Annotated in this window: 13 protein-coding genes and 1 pseudogene; 4 read left to right on the forward strand and 10 right to left on the reverse strand. The window is 72.1% G+C overall.

The window, feature by feature from the left end; genetic code table 11:
* Positions 1-20: 20 nt before the first annotated feature.
* A pseudogene (locus HG543_RS56975) lies at positions 21-137 on the forward strand (hypothetical protein); the annotation flags it as partial.
* 26 nt (positions 138-163) lie between these two features.
* Here HG543_RS56975 and HG543_RS55020 read toward each other — a convergent pair.
* Both HG543_RS55020 and HG543_RS55025 read right to left on the reverse strand, forming a co-directional pair.
* On the reverse strand, positions 164-358 hold the full coding sequence (locus HG543_RS55020) for a hypothetical protein (protein ID WP_246356785.1): 195 nt from the start codon (positions 356-358) through the stop codon (positions 164-166).
* A gap of 864 nt (positions 359-1222) precedes the next feature.
* Positions 1223-2392: a hypothetical protein gene (locus tag HG543_RS55025; RefSeq protein ID WP_171818451.1), complete on the reverse strand. Its 1170-nt coding sequence runs from the start codon at positions 2390-2392 to the stop codon at positions 1223-1225.
* A 185-nt stretch (positions 2393-2577) separates the two neighbouring features.
* Between HG543_RS55025 and HG543_RS05585 the strand changes: the two genes are divergently transcribed.
* A complete protein-coding gene (locus HG543_RS05585) occupies positions 2578-4668 on the forward strand; it encodes a lamin tail domain-containing protein (RefSeq protein WP_169343631.1) in 2091 nt (696 codons plus the stop codon).
* Between the two features lie 3 nt (positions 4669-4671).
* Here HG543_RS05585 and HG543_RS05590 read toward each other — a convergent pair whose 3' ends face one another.
* Both HG543_RS05590 and HG543_RS05595 read right to left on the reverse strand, forming a co-directional pair.
* Positions 4672-5904: a PKD domain-containing protein gene (locus HG543_RS05590; RefSeq protein WP_343073282.1), complete on the reverse strand. Its 1233-nt coding sequence runs from the start codon at positions 5902-5904 to the stop codon at positions 4672-4674.
* Between the two features lie 64 nt (positions 5905-5968).
* Complete coding sequence (locus tag HG543_RS05595; protein ID WP_169343632.1) at positions 5969-6769, reverse strand: hypothetical protein; 801 nt, start codon at positions 6767-6769, stop codon at positions 5969-5971.
* A 101-nt stretch (positions 6770-6870) separates the two neighbouring features.
* Between HG543_RS05595 and HG543_RS05600 the strand changes: the two genes are divergently transcribed.
* A complete protein-coding gene (locus HG543_RS05600; protein ID WP_169343633.1) occupies positions 6871-7260 on the forward strand; it encodes an ArsR/SmtB family transcription factor in 390 nt (129 codons plus the stop codon).
* Here HG543_RS05600 and HG543_RS05605 read toward each other — a convergent pair.
* Complete coding sequence (locus tag HG543_RS05605) at positions 7257-10247, reverse strand: hypothetical protein (RefSeq protein WP_169343629.1); 2991 nt, start codon at positions 10245-10247, stop codon at positions 7257-7259. The two genes, HG543_RS05600 and HG543_RS05605, sit on opposite strands and share 4 nt — an antisense overlap.
* A 94-nt stretch (positions 10248-10341) precedes the next feature.
* On the opposite strand from HG543_RS05605, the gene HG543_RS05610 reads away from it, so the two are divergent.
* Positions 10342-11274 carry an alpha/beta fold hydrolase gene (locus tag HG543_RS05610; RefSeq protein ID WP_169343634.1) on the forward strand — a complete coding sequence of 311 codons (933 nt, stop codon included), beginning with the start codon at positions 10342-10344 and terminating at the stop codon, positions 11272-11274.
* Here the strand turns inward: HG543_RS05610 and HG543_RS05615 are convergent.
* The 5 genes from HG543_RS05615 to HG543_RS05640 form a co-directional block, all read right to left on the reverse strand.
* Positions 11271-13079, reverse strand: coding sequence for a DUF885 domain-containing protein (locus tag HG543_RS05615; RefSeq protein WP_169343635.1), 1809 nt, complete (start codon positions 13077-13079; stop codon positions 11271-11273). The genes HG543_RS05610 and HG543_RS05615 overlap by 4 nt on opposite strands.
* A gap of 82 nt (positions 13080-13161) precedes the next feature.
* On the reverse strand, positions 13162-15117 hold the full coding sequence (locus HG543_RS05620) for a PTS fructose-like transporter subunit IIB (protein WP_211193750.1): 1956 nt from the start codon (positions 15115-15117) through the stop codon (positions 13162-13164).
* Between the two features lie 25 nt (positions 15118-15142).
* Positions 15143-16099 carry a 1-phosphofructokinase gene (gene pfkB, locus HG543_RS05630; protein WP_211193751.1) on the reverse strand — a complete coding sequence of 319 codons (957 nt, stop codon included), beginning with the start codon at positions 16097-16099 and terminating at the stop codon, positions 15143-15145.
* A complete protein-coding gene (ptsP, locus tag HG543_RS05635) occupies positions 16096-18603 on the reverse strand; it encodes a phosphoenolpyruvate--protein phosphotransferase (RefSeq protein ID WP_169343636.1) in 2508 nt (835 codons plus the stop codon). Before ptsP ends, pfkB begins: the two co-directional genes overlap by 4 nt.
* A gap of 10 nt (positions 18604-18613) precedes the next feature.
* Positions 18614-21565 carry a DEAD/DEAH box helicase gene (locus HG543_RS05640; RefSeq protein ID WP_169343637.1) on the reverse strand — a complete coding sequence of 984 codons (2952 nt, stop codon included), beginning with the start codon at positions 21563-21565 and terminating at the stop codon, positions 18614-18616.
* Positions 21566-21584 lie beyond the last annotated feature (19 nt).

Consider the following 21584-nt stretch of genomic DNA (forward strand, 5'->3'; position numbering starts at 1 on the left):
GGATGGGGATGTGGACCTCGATGGGGAGGTGGGATTGGGAGAACCTGGGCGAGGTGACGCTCCGCGAGTCGGCGGCGGCGCTGGCCGGGCGCGGCTACGGCCACGTGCGTGCCGAGGAGCTGGCGAGGGCGGGGGGCATGTCGGTGGGCAGCTTCTACCGGCGCTATGGCAGCAAGGCGGGCTTCGCGCGGGAGGTGCGCCAGTGGGCCGAGACCGAACTCTGCCGCATCGCACGCGTGGACTTCGAGCTGGCGCCGGAGCAGCCGGAGCGCAGCTTTCGCGAGGTCTTCGACAGCTTCTGGGAGGACCTGGCGTGGTGCGCGACGAGGAAGCCGGAGCTCTTCCACTTCACCTTCATGCACTGGCATCCCGACTCGCTGGAGCCTGAGGCCCTCGGCACTCAGGCACGGGAGCTGGTGCGGGAAGTGCTGGCAAATGGTGAGCGCGAGGGAGCGCTGGCACCAGGAAGCGTGCAGGTGGGCGAGGGGCTCATCTGGGGAGCACTGGCGGAGCTGGTGCGAGCCGTGGCGCGCGGCGACGAGCAGGGCGCGCTTGAGAACATCCAGCCCATGGGACGGGTGCTCTGGAAGGCGCTGGCGGCGGCGGAGGACTCCGGTGCCGGAGGCGGCCGAACGCCTCCGCCTGGGGGCGCTGGCACCGAGGCAGAAGGCGCGGGGACTCCTCCGCTGGAGGGGGCTGGCACCGAAGGCGCCGAGACTGGAGACGCGGGGACTCCTCCGCTGGAGGGTGCTGGCACCGAAGACGCTGAGACTGGAGGCGCGGGGACTCCTCCGCTGGGGGCCGCTGGCAGCGAAGGCACCGAGGCAGAAGGCGCGGGGACTTCACCGCCCGAGGGCGCTGGCGGCGAGGGCACCGAGACAGAAGGCGCGGGGACTTCACCGTCCGAGGGCGCTGGCAGCAAAGGCACCGAGACAGAAGGCGCGGGGACTCCTCCGCTGGAGGGGGCTGCGATGGAAGGCTCGGCGCCAGATGAGCAAGGCGCGTCGCTTCCTCTGGAGAAGAGGAATGCGACGGAAAGCTCGGCGCCAGGTGAGTCGGGCGCATCGCCTCCAGGTGCAGCGATGCTGGAAGCACTCGGAACGGAAGGCTCGGGTGCGGGCAGCGTGGAGACTCCGCCATCGGGTCAGAGGCTTGGCGGCGATTCAACGGCCCGCGACTCCAGGACAGCGCTTGGAGCGACGGGGGTGCGTCGGAGTGCCCCTCACGGAGCATCGCCCGAGCAGACGACGCTCCAGGCCTGGTGCACCAGCGCCTCCAACGAGTCGGGCTCCCACCAACCTCGCGTGAGCGGGGTTCCCACCGAGCGAGACAGGATGAACGTGCGCAGCAACTCGCGCACCTTCGCTGCCTCCGGGCTCGACGATATCGGTGCCGCCCGGCGGGCGCTCTCCACCATCCGCGCCCAGCGATGCTCGGGCCAGCGGTCGACCTCGGGGCACTCGGGGTGGAGTGCTTCCCACAGCTCATACGCCAGCTCGAAGAGCCCGGCCCGTGGCTCCCACTCCGCATCCGCGAATCGCAACCGCGCCTCTTGCGACCGCTCTCGCGCGCGGAGCCAGAAGGCCACCTCCGGCCACTCGGCGGGCGTGGGGGGTGCGGCCTCCAGCCGCTCGCGGACGAGGCTGTCCAGCCATGCGCGGGCGCGCTGGTACCAGTACTCCGCCCGCGCGAGATGCTCGGGCCCGCTGTGAGGCGCGTGGTGGGACTCGCGTCCCGCGCGCTTGCGCACCTCCGCCGCGACGCCGCCCGTCGGGTCGGCCCTCATGAGCCGGGCCCAGCACCCGGTGAGCGCCGCTTCTCCCTCAGGCCACTGGCTCCTCAGCGTCTCGAGGTCCTCGTCGCGGAGCGGTGGGGGCCCGGCGAAGGCGTGAGGCTCGGCGAAGAGGCCTCGCAACAGGGCTCCGAACGCATCGCCGTCCCTCACGGCGGGCAGGTCATCGGGCAACACCTCGACGGCCACGGCCCAGCGCCGCGCGGGCGGTACCTCGCGAGGCGCGCACCGTGCATGGTCCTCCAACCTCAGGAGCAGCTCGACGGGGCTGGCGTTCTCCACCACGGAGCCGAGCTTCCGGGAGACAGCGTGGAAGACCGACTCGCGCAGGTGCTGCGTCTCATGGAGCAGTCGCGTGGTGGGTGACTGCTCGGGCCAGCCCTCGGCGCGAGCGCGCCGCTGGGCCATGACGAGCACCGCGTCCACGCGCTCCTGCTCGGCGCCCACGTTTCGCAGCGCCCCCACCCTCGCGCGCACCCGCGCCTCCCAGTCGGGTGCGTGCAGGAGGTCCAGCAGCTCCCGGTACCGGAGCCGCGCGGCCTCCAACAGCTCCGCGCGCCCTTCCAGCCTGGACCGGTAGATGTCCTGCGAAGGAGCCACCACCCTCAACCTCTCACATCACGGAAGCGACCCGCACGCGTCACGGCCCCATCCTCGCCCCTCGACGGCCCGGATTGCCATCCACGTCATGTGGCCCCCGGGCCTGGGGCCTCTGAGCGAACTCCAGCGAAAACGGGATAGAGTGCCGGCCTCCTCGATTTTCGTTCCTCGCTCTGGAGCCGTTCATGTCGTCCTCCCGCGCGCTCGCGCCACTCCTCGTCCTCCTGCTGTTGACCGCCTGCGGTTCCGACCCCGCCCCCGAACCCGCGGACAGCGGCGTCACGACCGACGCGGGCTCCGACGCCGGCGGTGACACGGACGCGGGCTCCGACGCCGGAACGCCCCCGAGCCTCACCACCCAGGCCCTGCCGGACGCCTACGTGGGCCGGCAGTACTCGACCACCCTCGTGGCCACGGGCGGCGTGCCGCCGTACACCTTCTCCGTCACGCAGGGCTCCCTGCCCCAGGGCCTCGCGCTGTCGGCGGATGGCGTGCTCTCCGGGACGCCCACCGCGACGGGCACGTCCACCGTCACCGTCACCGTCCGGGGCGCGGACGCGCAGACCGCCTCGCGCGAGCTGACGCTGTCCGTGCGCGAGCAGCCGGCGGCCCGGCTGTTCACGGTGGGCCAGTGGAACCTCACCTACTTCGGCGACGACGAGCGAGGCCCCGCGAACTCCTCCTCCGACGGCGGCACGAGCGACGACCGGCAGATTGCCATCGCACGCGACATCATGCGTGACGCGGGCGCCAGCGTGTGGGGCATGGTGGAGATGGTGGACGCGACCGACTTCGAGCAGCTCAAGGCCCAGCTCCCCGGCTATAGCGGCTTCCTCTCCAACAACACCCAGTTCATCACCGGAAGCACGTCTCCGTATGGAGGCACCACCCAGAAGGTGGGCGTGCTCTACGACCACACGCTCACCTTCCAGAGCGCGAGCCTCCTCCCGACGGACGCGGGAACCCTGGCCGACTACGGCCAGCGCCCGCCCCTGCGCGTGGACTTCACCACCGAAATCCAGGGCGTGGAGACGCCGCTCACCGTCATCGTCGTCCACATGCGCGCAGAGAGCAGCACCAGCCCCACGGCCCCCCGGGAGGGGCGTCAGCGCGCGAGCGCGGACCTGAAGGCGTACATCGACCAGAACCTTCCCACGCGGCACGTGGTCGTGCTCGGCGACTGGAATGACGACGTGGACGAGTCCATCGCGCTGGAGCCCGAATCCGGCACGCCGCTGCCCACGCCGTACCAGAACCTCGTCTCCGACTCGGCGAACTACACCTTCATCACCCGGGAGCTGTCGCTCGCCGGTGACGACACCTCCATCGGCTTCGAGAACGTCGTCGACCACACCCTGGTCACCAATGAGCTGGCGGAGCGCTACGTGGCCGGCTCGGCCCGCGTCATCTACGCGGACCAGTGGGTGCCCGACTTCCTGAACACGGTGAGCGACCATCGCCCCGTGACGAGCACGTACGCGCTGAGCTCGCGCACGGACCCGTTCCTCCGGCTCAAGTCCCCCAATGGCGGCACGTACGAGGCCGGCCGCGCGCTCCCCATCACCTGGACGTTCCTGGGCGTGGACACGGTGCGCGTCGAGGCCTCCACCAACGGCGGCGCGCAGTGGACCGTGCTGGCCGACTCGGTGTCGGCGCAGCTGGGCAGCTACGCGTGGACGCTGCCGGAAATCGACTCCAGCAACGTGCTGGTGCGCGTGGTGGACACCGCGAACCCGGACCGCCAGGACACCAGCGACGCGCCGCTGACCATCGCCCGGGGCTCCGGGCGCGTGTTCATCAACGAGGTGCTCGCCAACGAGCCCGCCGCCAACAACAACAACGCCGCCTACGAGTTCGTGGAAATCGTCAACGCCAGCTCGTTCCCGGTGGACCTCTCCGGCTGGACGCTCTGGGACACGGCCGCTTCCACCAACCCCGTCAACCGCCGCCATGTGTTCCCCAACGGAACGACGCTCGCCGCGGGCAAGAGCCTGGTCATCGTCGGCGGCGCCGCGGGCCTTCCGGCCGGAAGGAGCAACGCGGTGGTGGCCAGCAGCAACGCGCTGGGACTGGGCAACGACTCGGACTCCGTGCGGCTCCTGAAGGCGGACGGCTCCGTGGCGGACCGGCACGACTACTCCTCCACCGTGGACGGCGTGTCCGCGAACCGCTCTCCCGATGGGAATCCGGACGGCACCTTCGTCCTCCACAACACCCTGACCACGCCCACGCGCAACACCTCCCCGGGCGTGCGCGCGGACGGCTCGGAGTTCTGAGCGCTATGGGTACTTCGGCGGCGGCCGGGCTGGAGTCCCGGTCGCCGCTGGCGCCGCCTCCCGCTTGAAGGAGGCCCAGGACAGCACCACCTCCCGGCCCGCCGCGTCGCGGCCGTGGAGGGTGTCCACCACCTGCCGGACGTCCGGCGACACCTCCGCCGCGCGCACGGTGACGTGCCCCCGGAAGCCGCCGCGCTCCAGCGCCTCCTCCACGGTGATGACCTTGCTCCACGCGCGGGTGGTGACGTCCACCTGGTCGTCCCAGTGCAGGGTGACGCGCTCGACGTGCGCCCAGGTGACGTCGTCCCCTTCCGGCACGCGCACCGTCACCTCGCTCCGCCAGTCCCCACCCTCCCCTTCCCGTTGGACGTCCAGGGTGGCCGCGGACGGTGCGTCGGGAAGCGGCTGCCCCCGCACCAGCACGGTCGTCGTGGCCGCGAGCGACGCGCCTCCACCGCTCAGGGCCAGCAGCCGCACGGTGAAGGCGCGGATGTCCCGCGCGCCCATCTCCTGGGTGTCGTACGCGTGCGAGGCCATGGGCTCGGTGGTCGCCGTCGAGTTGCCATCCCCGAAGTCCCACGTGTACGCGGACAACGGCGTCGCGCCCGACGACACCGCGCGGAAGACGAACTCCCCCGGCCCCTGCTGAGTCACTTCGACGCGCAGCGAGTCCGCCTCCTGCCCCTCGCCCCTCCCGCACGCGCGCACGTCGATGCCGGCGAGGGCCTCCGCCAGCACGCCCACCTTCCGGCCTCCCAAATCCCGGCACACCTGGAAGCGCACGAAGTACCGGCCCGGCGTGGCGGGCGCGCGCCACTGGAGCCGCGAGCCGGGGTGAAGCTCCGCGCCGCCCACTGCCCCCGGCCACACCCAGCGGTGCACCGAGTCCGGCTCCGGCATGCCGCCCACGCGCGCGGACAGCATCATCGGCTCGCCCGTGCACACCCATGGGCGGTTGACGTCGATGCCCTCGATGAAGGCATTGGACGTCTGCAGCACGACGCGCTCCTCGTTCAGGGCGGCGGAGAGCGCCTCGCCGGTGGCCGCCGGAGGAACGGGCGCGGACGTGAACTGGCGCTCCACGCGGACCACCTGCTCCGGCTCCACATCCGCCTCCGGCGCGCGGTGGGACGTGGCGACGAGGGTGCCCAGGCTGGTGGGCCGCGGCGACGGCATGCCCTCGTCGGGGAGCACCAGCGCTCCGCCCAGCAGCAACAGCGCTCCGCCAGCGGTCACCGCCAGCAGCGTCCGGACACGAGAGCCGCCACGGGAGGGCGGAGAAGCATCGGGAAACATGGGACTAGAAGCCGAAGTCGTTGAGGTGCCGGCGGTAGCCCTGGGAGTTGGGCCGGTACCACTGGTTGTCCCAACCGGTGAACTCGACATCGTCGAGCAGCCGCTCCGTCTTCCCGTTGAGGACGACCTGGTTGATCAACGGCACCGCGGTGGAGCCCACGTTGCGCCCCACCAGCCGGCTGCTCGTGTCGAGGTACTGCGCCGTGTGGCGGCTGCAGTAGTCCTGCGAGAAGCAGCCTTTGTCGCAGGTGGCCAGCGTGTTGTACGTCGCATGCTTGTCCTCGGCGACGTACAGCGTGGGCCAGCCGCGGTACGCGTTGCGCGCGTCGCCCAGGTCGTACTCGAGCTGGTCGTACGAGTACCACGCCGACGAGTCACACGAACTCTTGCGATGCGCGGACAGGTACGCCCAGTCGAGGTACCAGCGGCCCGCGGAGTAGTGCACCTCGAAGATTTGAAACTCGGGGTCGCCGTCGTGGCCGGTGGTGACGCCAGTGTCCTCGAAGAAGGTGTCCAGGTAGAAGACGCGCAGCGTCCGGGTGGAGAAGCTGTGGCTCTTCACCGCGTAGTACGGCCGGCGCGCGTGGCCGCTCTCCCCGCTGTCGAACCAGAACAGGGGCATGAAGGCCAGCGCGACCTGGTACTCGCAGTCGTCATTGAGTCCGTCCACGTCCGCGTCCGTGCCGCTGCCCCAGCAGTTGTCGCCGTAGGGGATGAAGGACAGGCCGTCCGCGCGCGCCGGGGCGGCCAACAGCGAGAGGGTGAGACCCAACGACAGGACAGCGGTTCGGATACCGTGGCTCACGCGGGCGCTCCGGGGGGCGGACGTCGAGACCCCCCGAGGCTACCCGTCCGTGCCTTGACACTCCACCCGCCCCGTCCGATACCCAACCCGGGAGTTGAGTGATGACCACGAAGGCGACGCACTCCAACCTGGACCACACCCTGATGGCGCTGGCGGACCCGACGCGGCGGGCCATCCTCCAGCGGCTGTTCCACGGCGAGGCGCGCGTCACCGAGCTGGCGCAGCCCTTCGACATGTCCCTCAACGCCGTCTCCAAGCACATCCGCATGCTGGAGCGCGCCCACCTGGTGCGGCGCCGGCGCTCGGGGCGCGAGCACTTCCTGTCCTTCAACCCGCGGCCGTTCGACGAGGCCGCGTCGTGGCTGGAGACGCAGCGGGCCTTCTGGGCGTCCCGGCTGGATGACCTGGACGCCCTCCTGCGGGCCGAGGATGGCGCGGCCCCCAAGCCTCCCGTGGGGAAGCGCAAGGGCCGCGCCCGGGCCTCCCGTTAGTTCGGGCCCGCCGGCGGCACCGTGCCGGTCTGGAGGAAGGTGGTGACCTGGCGCTGGGCGGCGTCGGCCACCACGCCGTTCGGGTAGCGCTGGAGCAGGAAGGAGTGGCGGACGGTTTCCGGCAGGAAGGGCAGGCTCCAGCGCGAGACGGCGCAGCGGTTCTCATCTCCCGCGTTGGCCGCCGCGATGAACTTCTCCGTCAGCGGCGTGGGAAAGGTCGCGTTCCCCTCGACGTACTGGATGAACACCTGCCGCCCCTGCGGCGCGCCCGCGCGATCCACGAGCGCCCGGGCCGCGTTCCACGGGTCCGCCGCGTCCAGCGCCTGGCGCTGAAGCTGGGTGAGTGCGTCGAACGCGGGCGTCCCCCGCGTGTAGCCCATCGCCCCGAGCATGCCGAGATACGCTTCCCGCCGGGAGATCATGGGGAATGACGTCATCTGGAGCTCCAGCGGGTCGGCCGCGGGCACGTTGAGCACGGCGCGCCGGATGTCATCATTCACCGCGAGGAAGAGCGAGCCCGTCATCGCGCCCAGGCCCACGCCCACGAGGTGTGGCCGCGTGGTGTCCAGCCTCACGTCGCCGAGCGCCGCGGCCAGCTCCGCGCTCCGGAGCACGCGGAGCAGCTGCCCCTGGTCCACGGCCGCCTGCCGGAGGTTGTCGCGCGTGGCGAACGGCAAATGGGGCTGGAGCATGTTCCAGCCGGAGATGGCGACCGGATACAGAGGGGTGTCATACCGGCGGAAGTCGCCGCCCTCGCAGTAGCCCTGCCCGTCGCCCGAGGAAACGCAGCGGCCCTGCCCGGCCATGGCGCAGAACACGTCCCCCTCCGCACCCGGCGAGCTATCGCAGACCTGACGCATGGAGGGGTGCGGCGCCACGCAGCGGCCATGGGACTCCGCGCCCGGCTGGTTCAAGCACCACTGCGCCTCCCCGCAGGCGTCGTCGTCGCTGTCGATGTCCGGGATGCCGCTGCCCAGGCCGCTGCCCACGCAGGTGCTCCGGTCTCCGTGGTGGACGGCGTCCAGGGCGGCGGCGGCGAAGCCCGCGCGCGCCAGCTCGTTGGCGATGTAGAGCAGGTCCAGCCGGCTGCCCCCCAGCTCGTGCGAGAAGAGGACGACGGGCCAGCCTCCCGCGGGCATGGCCCCGCTCGGCACCGTCAGCAGCGCCTTCGCCCGCTGCCGCTGGGGCGGCGTGGAGTCGATGGTGCCTCCGGGGCCGGTGAGCAGGTGGGCAACGGGCACAGAGACTTCGTAGAGCCAGCCGAGCTGGTCATGGGGCAGGCCGTAGCCCGCCAGCCGGTGCGTCATGTCGGAGACGTAGTTCGGCGCGGAGGGCAGCGTCTCCACCACCGCCGAGAGCCCCCGGAGCGCGCTCAGCGTGGACTGCGTGCGGAACACGGTGGCCAGCGCCACCTGGGAGCGCGGAAGGCCGTGCGCCTCCAGCTCGTCCAGGGCGGGCTTCAGGGACTGGCGCAGCGGCTCCAGGGCGAGCGCGATGGAGTCGGGCACCATCGCCACCTGGCTGCGGCCCTGGCTGTCGACGAGCGGGGCCTTCAGCCGCAGCAGCGCCCAGGCCGGCGCGGCCATCACCTGCCGGTCCCGCAGGTCCCGCAGGTCGGTGGTCATGACGGCCGCGTACGTGGTGCGCTCCTCCAGCGGGAGCTGGGGGACGAACTGAAGCTCCGGTGGCGAGGTCGGGTTGCCCCCCTCGGGCGTCCGGCTGGAGGCACAGTTGAGGCAGGCCACCACGGAGGGCGCCGGTCCCGCGCCTCCCAGGCGGAGGAACCGGGTGCCGGCGGCGAGCGTCTCCGGGTTCAACTGGCCCTCACTCAGGACGCCCTTCGTCGGGTGGTTCTCCGAGACGATGACTCCCGTCGTGGAGAAGCCGTCCAGCTTGTTGAGGCCCCGGGTGAGCTCCACCTGGAACCCCGGCGCGCCCGGCCGCGGCTCCGGCAGGTTCACCCGCGTCCCGTCGGCGGAGAGGAGCAGGTTGCTCGGATACGGAGCCGTATTGCTCCACGGGTCGAACGACGCCTGCGGGCGGCCCGTCACGGTGAAGGTCCACAACGCCACCACGTCCTCGCGGCGGATGCCCTGGCTCACGAGGTCGTTCAGCCAGGGCGCATAGGCCAGGCGCAGGCGCTCCAGGGCGGATGCATCCACGTCCGCGAGCCCCGGGACGGTGCTGCGGCCCGAGTCGTCCACCAGCGGCGTGGTGGAGCGCACCCATTGCCAGACGGGACTTCCAGCGACCTGCCGGAACTGCGTGTCCCTCACCCCCTGCTCGCCGCCGAGGACCGCGATGCCGTACCGCCCACCGGCAGGCCAGCCCGTCGGGGCGTGGACGACGATGCGCTGCGTGTCGCTGTTGTAGCCGACGCCGACATCCCCGGGCACGGGCGGGACGCTGGCGCGGAACACCCGGACGGTGTTGGCGTTGACGGTGGACGGGTCGAGCGGGGCCGAGGTCCGCGCGGTGGCGGCGACCGACGTCAAGAAGCCGTCGAGGGTATTGAGGTAGTCGCGCGTGAACTCCTGCTGGGCGGGAGAGTCATCCGGAGACACCGGCAGGCGCACCAGCCCCGTGCTCGGGTCGAGCTGCAGGTCGTTGGGCTCGGGGATGACGGGCCGGTCGCCGCGCGGGGCGAAGAGGACGACGGTCTGCTGGGGCCCCGCGTCCGGCGTTCCCGCGTCGGTGTCTCCCGCGTCCGGCGTCCCCGCGTCGGCGTCTCCCGCGTCGGGCCGCGCCGGGGCATCCTCGCAGGTGCCTTCCTGGCAGGTCTCTCCGGTGCCACACGCACGGCAGGCGGCGCCGCCCTGGCCACAGGCGAGCGCGGTGGTGCCGGGCTCGCAGGTGCCGGCGTTGCAGCAGCCGTCACAGGACATGGGCCCGCACGCGGGTGCGTCGGGCGGATTCGAGGACTCGCCGCAGGCGGTGGCCAGCAGCAGCACCATGGCCGCGCAGGCCACGGAGGAAATGAAACGCATCGGGAAAGCTCCCTGAAGGTCGGCTCGCTCGGGGGAGACGGGGACACTAGCACTGTCAGTGCCAGGGACAGCCAACCCCTTTGGGAAGGCTCGTATGAGGAAGCAGCGCGCTCTCCCCAATCCCACCGGTGCCGCCATGCCGCCCTCCCCTGCTTCGAAGCCGTCCCTCCCGACTCCCGCGCCCGCCCGCGTCACGCCCCTCGCGGTGCGACGGCACACCGTGAAGGGCGCCGGAGGGGTGGAGCTATGCGTGGCGGAGACCGGCAACCCCGAGGGCCGGGCGGTGCTCTTCGTCCACGGCTTCTGCCAGTCGCACCTCGCGTGGCGATACCAGTTCGAGAGCGAGCTGGCCCGGGACTTCCGCCTCGTGGCGATGGACCTGCGCGGCCATGGCGACTCGGACACGCCCGAGGGGGCGTATGCCGACAGCCGCGACCAGGCCGGGGACGTGCACGCCGTCATCACCGCGCTGCGCCTGCACCGTCCCGTCCTCGTGGGCTGGTCCTACGGCGGCGTGGTCGTCACGGACTACCTGCGTCATCACGGGGACGCGCAACTGGCGGGCGTGCAGTTCGTCGGCGCGCTCACGCGGGTGGGCCGGCCGGAGTTCTTCGCGGACTTCGGGCCCGGTTTCCTCCAGCTCGTACCCCGGCTGCTCGGCCAGGACGCGGATGGGGGCCTCGCCGCGCTCGCGGAGTTCGCGAGCCTGCTGTCCCACCAGCCCGTGCCGGCGGAGCGGCTGGCGGAGGTGGTGGCCTACAACAGCCGCGTCCCCCTCCACGTCCGCCTGGGCATCGGCCAGCGGGTGGCGGATGGCGACGACGTGCTCCCTCGCCTGAAGGTGCCTGTGCTCATCACCCACGGGCAGGCGGACGGCGTGGTGCTGCCCGCCACCAGCCAGCACATCGCCTCACGGGTGCAGGGCGCGGAGCTGTCGCTCTACCCGGAGGTCGGCCACTCGCCCTTCTCCGAGGACGCGGCGCGCTTCAACCAGGAGCTGGCCGCCTTCGTGGCCCGCTGCGCCTAGCGCGGCGCGGGCGCGGCCTTCCTCGCCGCCACCCAGCCCTGGACCTTCTTCTCCAGCACGTCCAGCGGCAGTGAGCCGTCGAGCAGCACCACGTCGTGGAACTCGCGCACGTCGAAGCGGGAGCCCAGCTCCTTCTCGGCGCGCGTGCGCAGCTCGCGAATCTTCAGCTGGCCAATCTTGTAGGCCAGCGCCTGCGCCGGCCACGCGATGTAGCGGTCGACTTCGTTGGTGGTGTCCAGCTCCTGGCGCGGCGAGTTCTCCATGAAGAAGTCGAGCGCCTGCTGGCGCGTCCAGCGCTTGGAGTGCATGCCGGTGTCCACGACGAGCCGGACGGCGCGCCACATGTCGTACGCGAGCTGGCCGAACTTGTCGTACGGGTCCTCGTACAGGCCCAGCTCGTCGCCCAGCGTCTCGCAGTACAGGGCCCAGCCCTCGCCGTAGGCCACGTGGTAGCCGAAGCGCCGGAAGTCGGGGATGCCGGTCTGCTCCGCGGCCAGGGACGTCTGGAGGTGGTGGCCGGGCACCGCCTCATGCAGCGTGAGGGGCACCATCTCCCAGCGGGGCCGCGTCTCCGGGCGGTAGAGATTCACGAGGTACGTACCGGGGCGCGAGCCGTCCGACGCACCCGGGTAGTAGAAGCCCGTCGTCGCGTCCGGAGCCATGGCCTCCGGCGTCGGCTCCACGCCGTACGGCTGCCGCGGCAGCGTCTTGAACAGTCGCACCAGCAGCGGGTCGATGCGCTTGGACAGGCTGCGGTAGCGCGTCAGCAGCTCGTCGCCCGTCTTGTAATAGAAGCGCGCGTCGCTCCGCAGGAAGCGGAAGAACTCCGCCAACGAGCCCTGGAAGCCCGCCTTCGCCTTCACCGCCTCCATCTCCGCGCGGATGCGCTTCACCTCGGACAGCCCCAGCGCGTGAATCTCGTCCGGCGTCAGCGACGTCGTCGTGTACTTGCGCGCGAGGAACGCGTACAGCTCCGCGCCCTGCGGAAGCTGCCAGATGCCCACCTGCTCCGGGCCCTTGGGGACGTACTCGGTGGTGAGGAACTGGTGGTAGCGCTTCAGCGCGGGCAGCACGCCCTGGGCGATGGCGGCGCGGCCCGCGGCGGCCAGCCGCTGCTGCTCGGCCGCGGGGATGCTGGCGGGGAATCGCTCGAAGGGGTTGTGGAAGCCGCTCTTCGCCGGATCCTCCACGAGCTGCTTCTCCACCTGCGAAGGCATCCTGCGCACGACGGGCTGGGGATGCACGAGCCCCTGCCGCAGGCCCTCGCGCATCAGCGCGATGACCTGGTCCACGTAGGTGCTGAAGCCCTTGAGCCGGGCAATCCAGTCCTCGTAGTCCCGCACGGTCTCGAAGCGCAGGTTGTCCGCGAGCTGGTACGCCGTCTGGACGCCGGGCGGCTGCTTGATGCCCTCGGGGATGCTGCCCATGTGGTTAGACGGCAGCAGGTACCACTTGAAGCGGTGCTCCTCGGCCCACAGCTCGTAGTCGCGGAGGAACAGGTCGTAGTTGAGCTGGTCCGCGGCGGAGAGCTTCGCGCGGTCCAGCTTCTTCAGCCGGGCGATGACCTGGAGGTTGTGCTGATGGTCCGCCTCGATGGCCTGGAGGCTCAGGTCATCCCAGCGGTCATTCCACCGGCGGTCCCCCGCCACGGACGCATACGTCGGGCTGTGCTCCAGCTGGTACTGCCACTCGCTCTGGATGAGCTTGTGCAGCGCGGCGGCGGGAGCCTCGGACTTCGCGGCTTCGGCATCGGGAGACAGCATGGCGATGGACCCCAGGGCAAGCAGGAAGAGGACGCGGACCATGGTCCTTCTTCGCACCGTCAGGGCCTCGAATCCACCGCTCCCGCGTCCGGCCCGAGACACTCACCGCGAATCCCCGGGCGCGTCAGGGACTCGCTGGCACAGGCGCCTCCGGCAGCGGTCGCTTGAGGATGACGAGGGCCAGCGTCGTCGCCAGCGTGCCGGCGAGGATGGCCACGAGGTAGAGCCCCACCGGCTGCACCGCGTTGGGGATGGCGAGCACGAACACGCCCCCGTGCGGCGCGCGCAGCCCGCAGCCGAACCACATGGACAGTGCCCCCGTCACCGCCGAGCCGAACACGATGGCGGGGATGACGCGCAGCGGGTCCTTGGCGGCGAAGGGAATGGCCCCCTCGGTGATGAAGGACAAACCCAGCACGGCGGCGGCCTTGCCGGCCTCACGCTCCTGCAGCGTGAAGCGGTTCCGGGCCACCACCGTCGCCAGGGCCAGCCCGAGCGGCGGCGTCATGCCGGCGGCCATCACCGCGGCCATCGGCGTGAAGGCGTTGGAGCCGAGCAGCCCCACCGCGAAGGCATAGGCCGCCTTGTTGACGGGGCCGCCGGTGTCGATGGCCACCATCGCCCCCAGCAGCAGCCCGAGGAGGATGGCGTTGGCACCGCGCAGCCCGGTGAGGAAGTCCGTCAGTCCGCGCATGATGGCGGCCACGGGCGCGCCAATCACGTAGACCATCAGCAGGCCGACGACGAGCGACGACAGCAGCGGGAGGATGAGGACGGGCTTCAGTCCTTCCAGGTTGGCGGGCAGCTTGATGTGGTCCCGGAACCACCGCGCCACGTAGCCCGCGAGGAAGCCCGCGGCGATGCCTCCGAGGAAGCCCGCGCCGATGCCGCTCGCCAGCATGCCGCCGATGAAGCCCGGGGCCAGTCCCGGCCGGTCCGCGATGGAGTACGCGATGTAGCCCGCCAGCGCGGGCACCATGAGGGCGAAGGCGGCCTGGCCAATCTGCATCAGCGCCGCGGGCAGCGTGCCCTCCTGCTCGAAGGCCTCGATGCCGAAGACGAAGGACAGCGCCATGACGAGGCCGCCCGCCACCACGAACGGGAGCATGAAGGACACGCCCGTCAGCAGGTGCTTGTAGGCGCCCGTGGGCTCCGCCTTCACGCGCGTGCCGGTGTGGACCTGGGGCACGGCCTCCGCCGGAGTGGCCGCCGTTCCGCCCTCAGGCAGCGCGAGGGCCCTCGAAATCACCGAATCGGCCTGCTTCAGCGCCTCGCCCACGGACGTCTTCAGCAGCCGCTTGCCGGCGAAGCGCTCGGTGGAGACGTGCGTGTCGGCGCCGATGATGACCGCGTCCGCGGCGGCGATCTCCTCCGGCGTCAGCAGGTTCTTCGCACCCACGGAGCCCTGCGTCTCGACCTTGATGGTGTAGCCCTTCGCCTTCGCGGCGCGCGTCAGGGCCTCGGCCGCCATGAAGGTGTGGGCGATGCCCGTGGGGCACGCGGTGATGGCCACGAGGCGGCCGGAGCCGCCAGGCGCGGCGGCCTGCGCGCCGACCGCGCTCTCCGCTCCGGCCGGACCTCGAGGCGTCGCCGCACCCGAGGGCTGCATGGCCGAGGAGCCACCCGTCCCCACGGCGCCCGAAGACGGCGACGCAGCCGGGCCGGATGGCGCCCCACCCGCGAAGCCTCCGGCCCCACCCGGAGCCGATGACAGCGACGGGCCGGCCCGTGGCGCGTGCATTCCCGGCGCTCCGCCAGGGACAGGGCCCGCGCCAGTCGCGCGCGCCACCGCCTCCTCGATGATGTGGTCCGTCTCGCGGATGGCCGCCGCCGTGGAGGTCCGGATGATGCGCTTGCCCTGGAAGCGGGACTCGTCGACGGTGATGTCCGCGGCGACGATGACCGCGTCCGCGGCGCCGACCGCCGCCGGGTCCAGCGGCTCGCGCACGCCTCCGGAGCCCATCATCTCCACGGAGATTTCGTGCCCCTTGAGCGTGGCCACCCGGCGCAGCGCCTCCGCGGCCATGACGGTGTGGGCGATTCCCGTCGGGCAGGCGGTGATGGCTACCAGTTTCGCCATGGTCGTCCCTCCTCCTCACTCCTGCTCAGGCACTGCCCAGGGAATGAATCGCCACCCCCCGCATCAACTCCTCCACGCGCTCCGGCGGGGGCGCCACCGGACCGACCCGCGCCAGCTTGCCGGCGGCGAAGGCCGTGGCCCTCCGCGCGCACGTCTCCAGGTCGCTCCCCGCCAGCCGCGCCGCCAGCACGCCGGACACCATGGCGTCCCCCGCGCCCACCGTGCTCGCCACCTCCACCCGGGGCGGCACCGCCAGCAGCACGCCCTCCCGCGCGACGAAGATGGCCCCGTCCGCCCCCAGTGACACCACCACCAGCGCGATGCCCGTCGCGTGAAGCTCCCGCGCCGCGCGCACCACCTCCGCCCTGTCCGGAAGCGGCCGGCCGAGCAGCTCGGACAGCTCGTGTGCGTTCGGCTTCACGAAGTCGGGCCGCGCGGCCACCGCGTGCCGCAGCGGCGCGCCGCTGGTGTCCACCGCCACCAACGCGCCCCGCGCCCGCAGTCGCGCCGTCAGCGTCGCGTAGGCGTCCTCGGGCACGCCGGCCGGCAGGCTGCCGGCGAGCACGAAGCACCCGTTGTCATCGGCGAGTCCTTCCACCTTCTCGGTGAGCAGCTCCATCGCCCCGTCCGGGACGCGCAGACCCGGCAGGTTGAGGTCCGTCACCGCGCCGCCCGCGCGGTCCACGACCTTGATGTTGACGCGGCTGGAGCCGGGCAGGCGCATGCAGCGGTCCTGGATGCCCCGCTCGCGGAACAACGCCTCGAACACCTGCGCGTTGTCCCTCCCGAGGAAGCCCGTGGCGGTGACGGGTGAGGCGCCGCCGGACAGGAACGCCGCCACGTTGATGGCCTTGCCCCCCGCGGTGCGCGTCTCGGACACCACGCGGTTGACGGCGCCCGCCGTGAAGCCCGGGCAGTCCAGCGTGTGGTCGATGGCCGAGTTCAGGCTGACGGTGACGATGCCGGGCTTCGTCGGAGTCACGCGCCCTCCCCTGTCCTGGACAACATGCCGCGCACCAGGGCCCGCACCTCCGCCGCGTCCGCGCAGGCGAGCGCCCGGCGCGCGAGCGCCTCCGCATCCGTCAGCGAGACACTCCGCAGCAGCGCCTTGATGGACGGAATCGTGGGAATGGCCACGCTCAGCTCGGTGACGCCGAGCCCCGTCAGCGTCAGGGCTCCGGCCGGGTCTCCCGCCACGCCGCCACAGGCGCCCACCCAGATGCCCGCGTTCCTCGCGGCCTTCACCGTCAGGTCCACCATGCGCAGCACGGCCGGGTGCACGCCATCCGCCTGCGGCGCGAGGACGGGGTGCTCTCGGTCCATCGCCAGCGTGTACTGCGTGAGGTCGTTGGTGCCGATGGAGAAGAACGACACCTCCCGCGCGAGCTGGTCCGCCAGCAGCACCGCGGAGGGCACTTCAATCATGATGCCCGTCTCCACCGGCCCCGCGCCCACCTCGCGCCGCACCTCGTCGGTGATGGCGCGGGCCCGGCGCACCTCGGCGAGGGTGGCCACCATGGGGTACATGATGCGCACCGGTCCCTCGAGCGATGCGCGGAGGATGGCGCGCAGCTGCGTGCGGAACAGGTCCTCCCGCTCGAAGCACAGGCGGATGCCGCGCACACCGAGGAACGGGTTGGCCTCGGCCGGCAGCGACAGGTAGGGCACCTGCTTGTCCCCGCCGATGTCCAGCGTGCGCAGGATGATGGGCAGCCCGTTCAGCGCGCGGACCATCTTCCGGTAGGCCTCGTACTGCTCTTCCTCGCCGGGCGGGTCCTCGCGCTGGAGGAAGAGGAACTCCGTGCGCATCAGCCCCACGCCCTCGCCGCCCGCGTTGACGGCCTTCTCCGCGTCGCTGGCGGAGCCGATGTTGGCGGCCACCTCCACCCGGTGGCCGTCGCGGGTGATGGCGGGCTTGTAGCGCTCCAGCTTCTCCGTCTCCCGCTGCCCCCGCGCCCGCTCGCGCCGCGAGGCCGCCCGCTCCAAATCCTTCTCGGAGGGACGGGCCACGAGGACGCCGGCCTCTCCGTCGAGGATGCACTGCCGCCCGTTGGGCACGTCGAGCACCGACGGCCCCGCGGCGACCACGGCGGGGATGTCCAGCGAGCGGGCGATGATGGCCGTGTGCGAGGTGGCGCCCCCGCCGACGGTGCACAGCCCCAGCACCATCGCCGGGTCCAGCTTCGCGGTGTCGCTCGGCGCCAGGTCCTCGGCCAGCAGCACCACGGGGTGGTCCGGCAGCGAGGCCGCGCCCTCCACCACGTCCGCCAGCAGGCGCAGCACGCGCCGGCCCACGTCGCGCAAATCCCCAGCGCGCGCGGCAAGCAACGGGTCCGGCAGGCCCGCGAGCACGCCGGCCCGCTCCTCGTAGACGTCTCGCCAGGCCCAGCCGGCGCTCGCCCCGGTGTCCACGCGGCGGTGCGCCTCGGAGACCATGTCCGGGTCGTCCAGCAGTTCCTGGTGCGCCTTGAAGATGGCGGCCCGCGCGGCGCCGGCCTTCTTGAGGAACTCCTGGTACAGGTTGTGGAGCTCCGCGGTGGCGCCGGCCAGCGCCTGGTCCAGCCGCTGGTGCTCGCGGGCCGGGTCCGGCGCCCGCTCCTTCACCTCCAGCCGCTCGTGCTGGATGGCCCACACCGGCCCCGTCGCGATGCCCGGCGAGGCGGAGATGCCCACCACCAGCGGCCCGTCATAGTCGAGCCGCGCGGCCGGAGCCGGCGCGGGGGCCGCGGGAGCCGCGCGAGGAGGCGCCGCCACCTCCTCGTCCAGTCCCGCCTCGAAGGCCGCGCGGAGGGCGGTGAGCGCCGCCTGCGCGTCGTCACCCGTGGCGGTGATGGTCAGCGACGAGCCTCCCACCGCGCCCAGCGACAGGAGCGTCACCAGGCTCTTCGCGTTGGCCGTCTTGCGCCCGGACTGGACGGTGATGTTCGCGCGGAAGCGCTTGGCGACTTCCACGAGCGCCGTGGCCGGCCGCGCGTGCAACCCATGGGGCACCGGCGAGGTGACTTGAATGGAGGGCCCGGTGATGGGCGGAAGCTCGGCCGCGGGCTCGGGCGCGGCGGAGGCTCCGTTGAGCGCGACGACGATGACGCCCGGGTCCGTCGTGCGCGCCAGCTCCTCCGCCTTCACCGCGTCGCCGAGCACGCCGGTGAGGTTGGCCAGCACCTGGAGGTGCTCATCCGAGCGGGCGGCGATGCCCACCACCACGCGCGCCTGGCCGTCCTTCCCCCAGTCCACGCCCCGGGGGAACTGCACCACCACCACCCCGGTCGCCCGCACCAGCTCCCGCGCGTCGGGCGTGCCGTGCGGGATGGCGATGCCGTTGCCGAGGTACGTCGCGGAGACGCCCTCCCGGCGGAGCATGCTGTCGATGTAGCCGGGCTCGATGAAGCCGGCCTCGACCATGGTCTGCCCGACGATTCGAATCGCCTCCGCCTTGCTGCCGGCGGCCTGCCCCAACCGAACGTGCGACCTGGTCAATGTCAGCATTCGTGCTCCTTCAGGAGAACAGTTCGAGCAGGTCCTCGCGGGTGATGGCGGTTGCGGCGGACGCCTCGCTCAGGGCCGCCTCGAAGATGGCGCGCTTCTTCTCCTGGAGCCCCAGGATGCGCTCCTCCACCGTGCCCTGCGACACCAGCCGGTACACCATGACGGTCCGCTCCTGGCCGATGCGGTGCGCGCGGTCCGCGGCCTGCGCCTCGGCGGCCGGGTTCCACCACGGGTCCACCAGGAACACGTGGTCCGCCGCCGTGAGGTTGAGGCCCGTGCCGCCGGCCTTGAGCGACATCAGCAGCACCGGCGCCCCGCCGTCGGCCTGGAAGCGCGAGGTGACGGCGCCACGGTCGGCCGTCGAGCCGTCCAGGCGCTCGAAGGCGATGCCGGCCTGCTTCATGTGCGGCTCGATGAGGTCCAGCATGGACGTCCACTGCGAGAAGACCAGCGCCTTGTGGCCCTCGGACACCGCGGTGTCGAGCGCGTCCACGAGCGTCTGCACCTTGGACGACGTGTTGGCCCGCTGGCCCGGGACGAGCGCCGGGTGACAGGCCGCCTGCCGCAGCCGCAAGAGCGCCTCCAGCGCCTTGAGCACGCTGCCGCCCTCGTTGAGCAGGGCCACGACTTCCTTGCGCGTGGCCGCCATGACGGCGTCGTAGACGCTGCGCTCGCGCTCATCGAGCTGCACGTGCATGACGTTCTCGATGCGCGGCGGCAGCTCGGGCGCCACGTCGCGCTTGAGGCGGCGGAGGACGAAGGGGCGGATGCGGCGGCGCAGCCCCTCGGCGGCCCCGGCCTGGCCGTCGGAGATGGGCCGGGCCACCTTGTCCTCGAAGTGCTTGCGACCTCCGAGCAGGCCCGGGTTGGTGAAGTGCATGAGGCTCCACAGCTCCTCCAGCCGGTTCTCCAGCGGAGTGCCGCTGAGCGCGAGCCGGAAGCCGGCCTTGAGCCCGAAGGCCGCGCGCGACACCTGGCTCTCCGGGTTCTTGATGGCCTGCGCCTCGTCCAGCACGACGGCGTCCCACGTCTTCGCCCCGAGCACCGCCGCGTCCAGGCGGAGAATGGCGTACGTGGTGATGGTCACATCGGCGGCCGCGTCCAGCGCGCGGCCGGGCCCGTGGTACACGGACACCTTGAGCGACGGGCGGAAGCGCTTCAGCTCCGCGGCCCAGTTGGGCAGCACGCTGGTGGGGCACACCACGAGCGTGCGCGGCCCCAAGACGCAGATGGTCTGCAGCGTCTTTCCGAGGCCCATGTCGTCGGCCAGGATTCCGCCCAGCCCCGCCCCGCGCAGGAAGCCCAGCCAGCTGACGCCCTGGAGCTGGTACTGGCGCAGCGTCGCGGTGAGGTCCGACGGCAGCGTCGGAGGCGGCAGCTTCTCGAAGCCGGCGACGAGCGGCGCCAGCCGGTCCAACCCCGGAGGCGGCGGCTGCTCCAGCGTCTCGCACAGCGCGCCCAGCTCCGGCAGGGCGTGGTTGGACACCTTGCCATCCGCCTGTCGCGCGGCGAGCAGGTCCGCCACGCGCTGGCCATTCTTGTCCAGCCACGCGCGGGGCAGCGGCGCCCAGCCGCCGCCCTCCAGCGGCACCAGCCCCAGCCCCTCCGTCCACGCGCGGATGACGGCGGCCGCGTCCACGGACTTCGCCTCGCCCTTGCCGCCCTCCACCTGGAACTCCAGCGTGAAGCGCACGTCGGGGATGCCCTGCTCGGTGACGCCGGACTGCACCTGGAGCAGCGGCCGCAGCTTCACATCCGGGCTCACCACGCCCGCCGCGTCGCCGGCGAGGTCGCCGCGCCAGCGCCGCAGCTTGTCCGCCCAGCGCACCATCTCCTGGCCCTGCACCGTCAGCCGGCGGCCGGGGACGAGGTTCAGCTCGTCGCGCAGCTGGTGGATGAGGCGCTGCTCGGCGGCCTCGTCGCGCACGGGCACCGCGCCGCGCAGGTATGTCATCCGGCCCGCGTCGATGCGCACCGAGGGCGGCGCGCCGTACACCAGCGTGGGCAGCACGGACAGGCCCGACTCCAGCTGGTTCAGCTCCAGCAGGATGCGCGGCCTCAGCTCCCGGTCCACGGGGGGCAGGCGCTTGCTGCGCATGTCCACCGGCATGCGCTTCGCCAGCTCGGGGAGCACCTTCGAGGACAGCTCACCCATCTGCTCGGGCGCGTAGGTGCGGACGATGGGCAGGTTCTGCAGCCACGCGCCCGTCATCTGCGTCTCGCCCAGGCGGGCCAGCGCGTCCCCGAGCAGCGCGACGCCCGGGCTCACCACCTCGACGACGCGCGGGTCCTTCGTCACCGTCACCACGAGCTGCCCGCTCCGGTCCTCCACCACCGCCCGGGGGGCGACCACCTCGTCGGACACGGCCACGGGGCGCCCGTCGAAGAGGACGTTGCGCGCGTTCTCCAGCACCTTGAGGATGTTCTCCAGCGTCTCCGGCGCCAGCGTGCCGCGCGTGCGGCGCTGCTCCAGGATGCGGTCCGCCAGCAGGTCCGACTGCTCCACCTGCAGCGTCGCGGCCTTCGCGGGCTGGGCGACCAGGGAGGCGAGGCTTCCCTCCAGCGCCTCCTCCTTCCCGTCCGCGTGCGCGAGCGCCCGGTGCAGCTCCAGGCCGCCGTCCGCGCGGGTGAAGTGGTAGACGACGCGGGACCAGCGCGTGGCCACCGTCTCCATCGGCGTGTCCTGCTTCTCCGCCTGCTGGATGGAGATGGCCGCCGCCACCACGTGCTCGCACGGGTCCACCTGGCTGGGGCAATCACACTCCCACGCGTCGTCGTTCGGGTAGAGGACCACCGTGAGGGGCACCGGGCGGCCCTTGGCTCGCACCCTCAGCTCCAGCTCGCCGGCCTTCTGGGCCTGGAGCACCACGGCGCCGGAGCGGGCGAGATTCACACCGTTGGACCAGATTCCCGGCTTGGCTTCCTTCCGGACGGCTTCGAGCAGTTGGGCAGTGGCAGACATGGGGCGATGTTTCCCTACG

Source organism: Pyxidicoccus fallax (assembly GCF_012933655.1).
In the GTDB taxonomy this organism is placed as follows: Bacteria; Myxococcota; Myxococcia; order Myxococcales; family Myxococcaceae; genus Myxococcus; species Myxococcus fallax.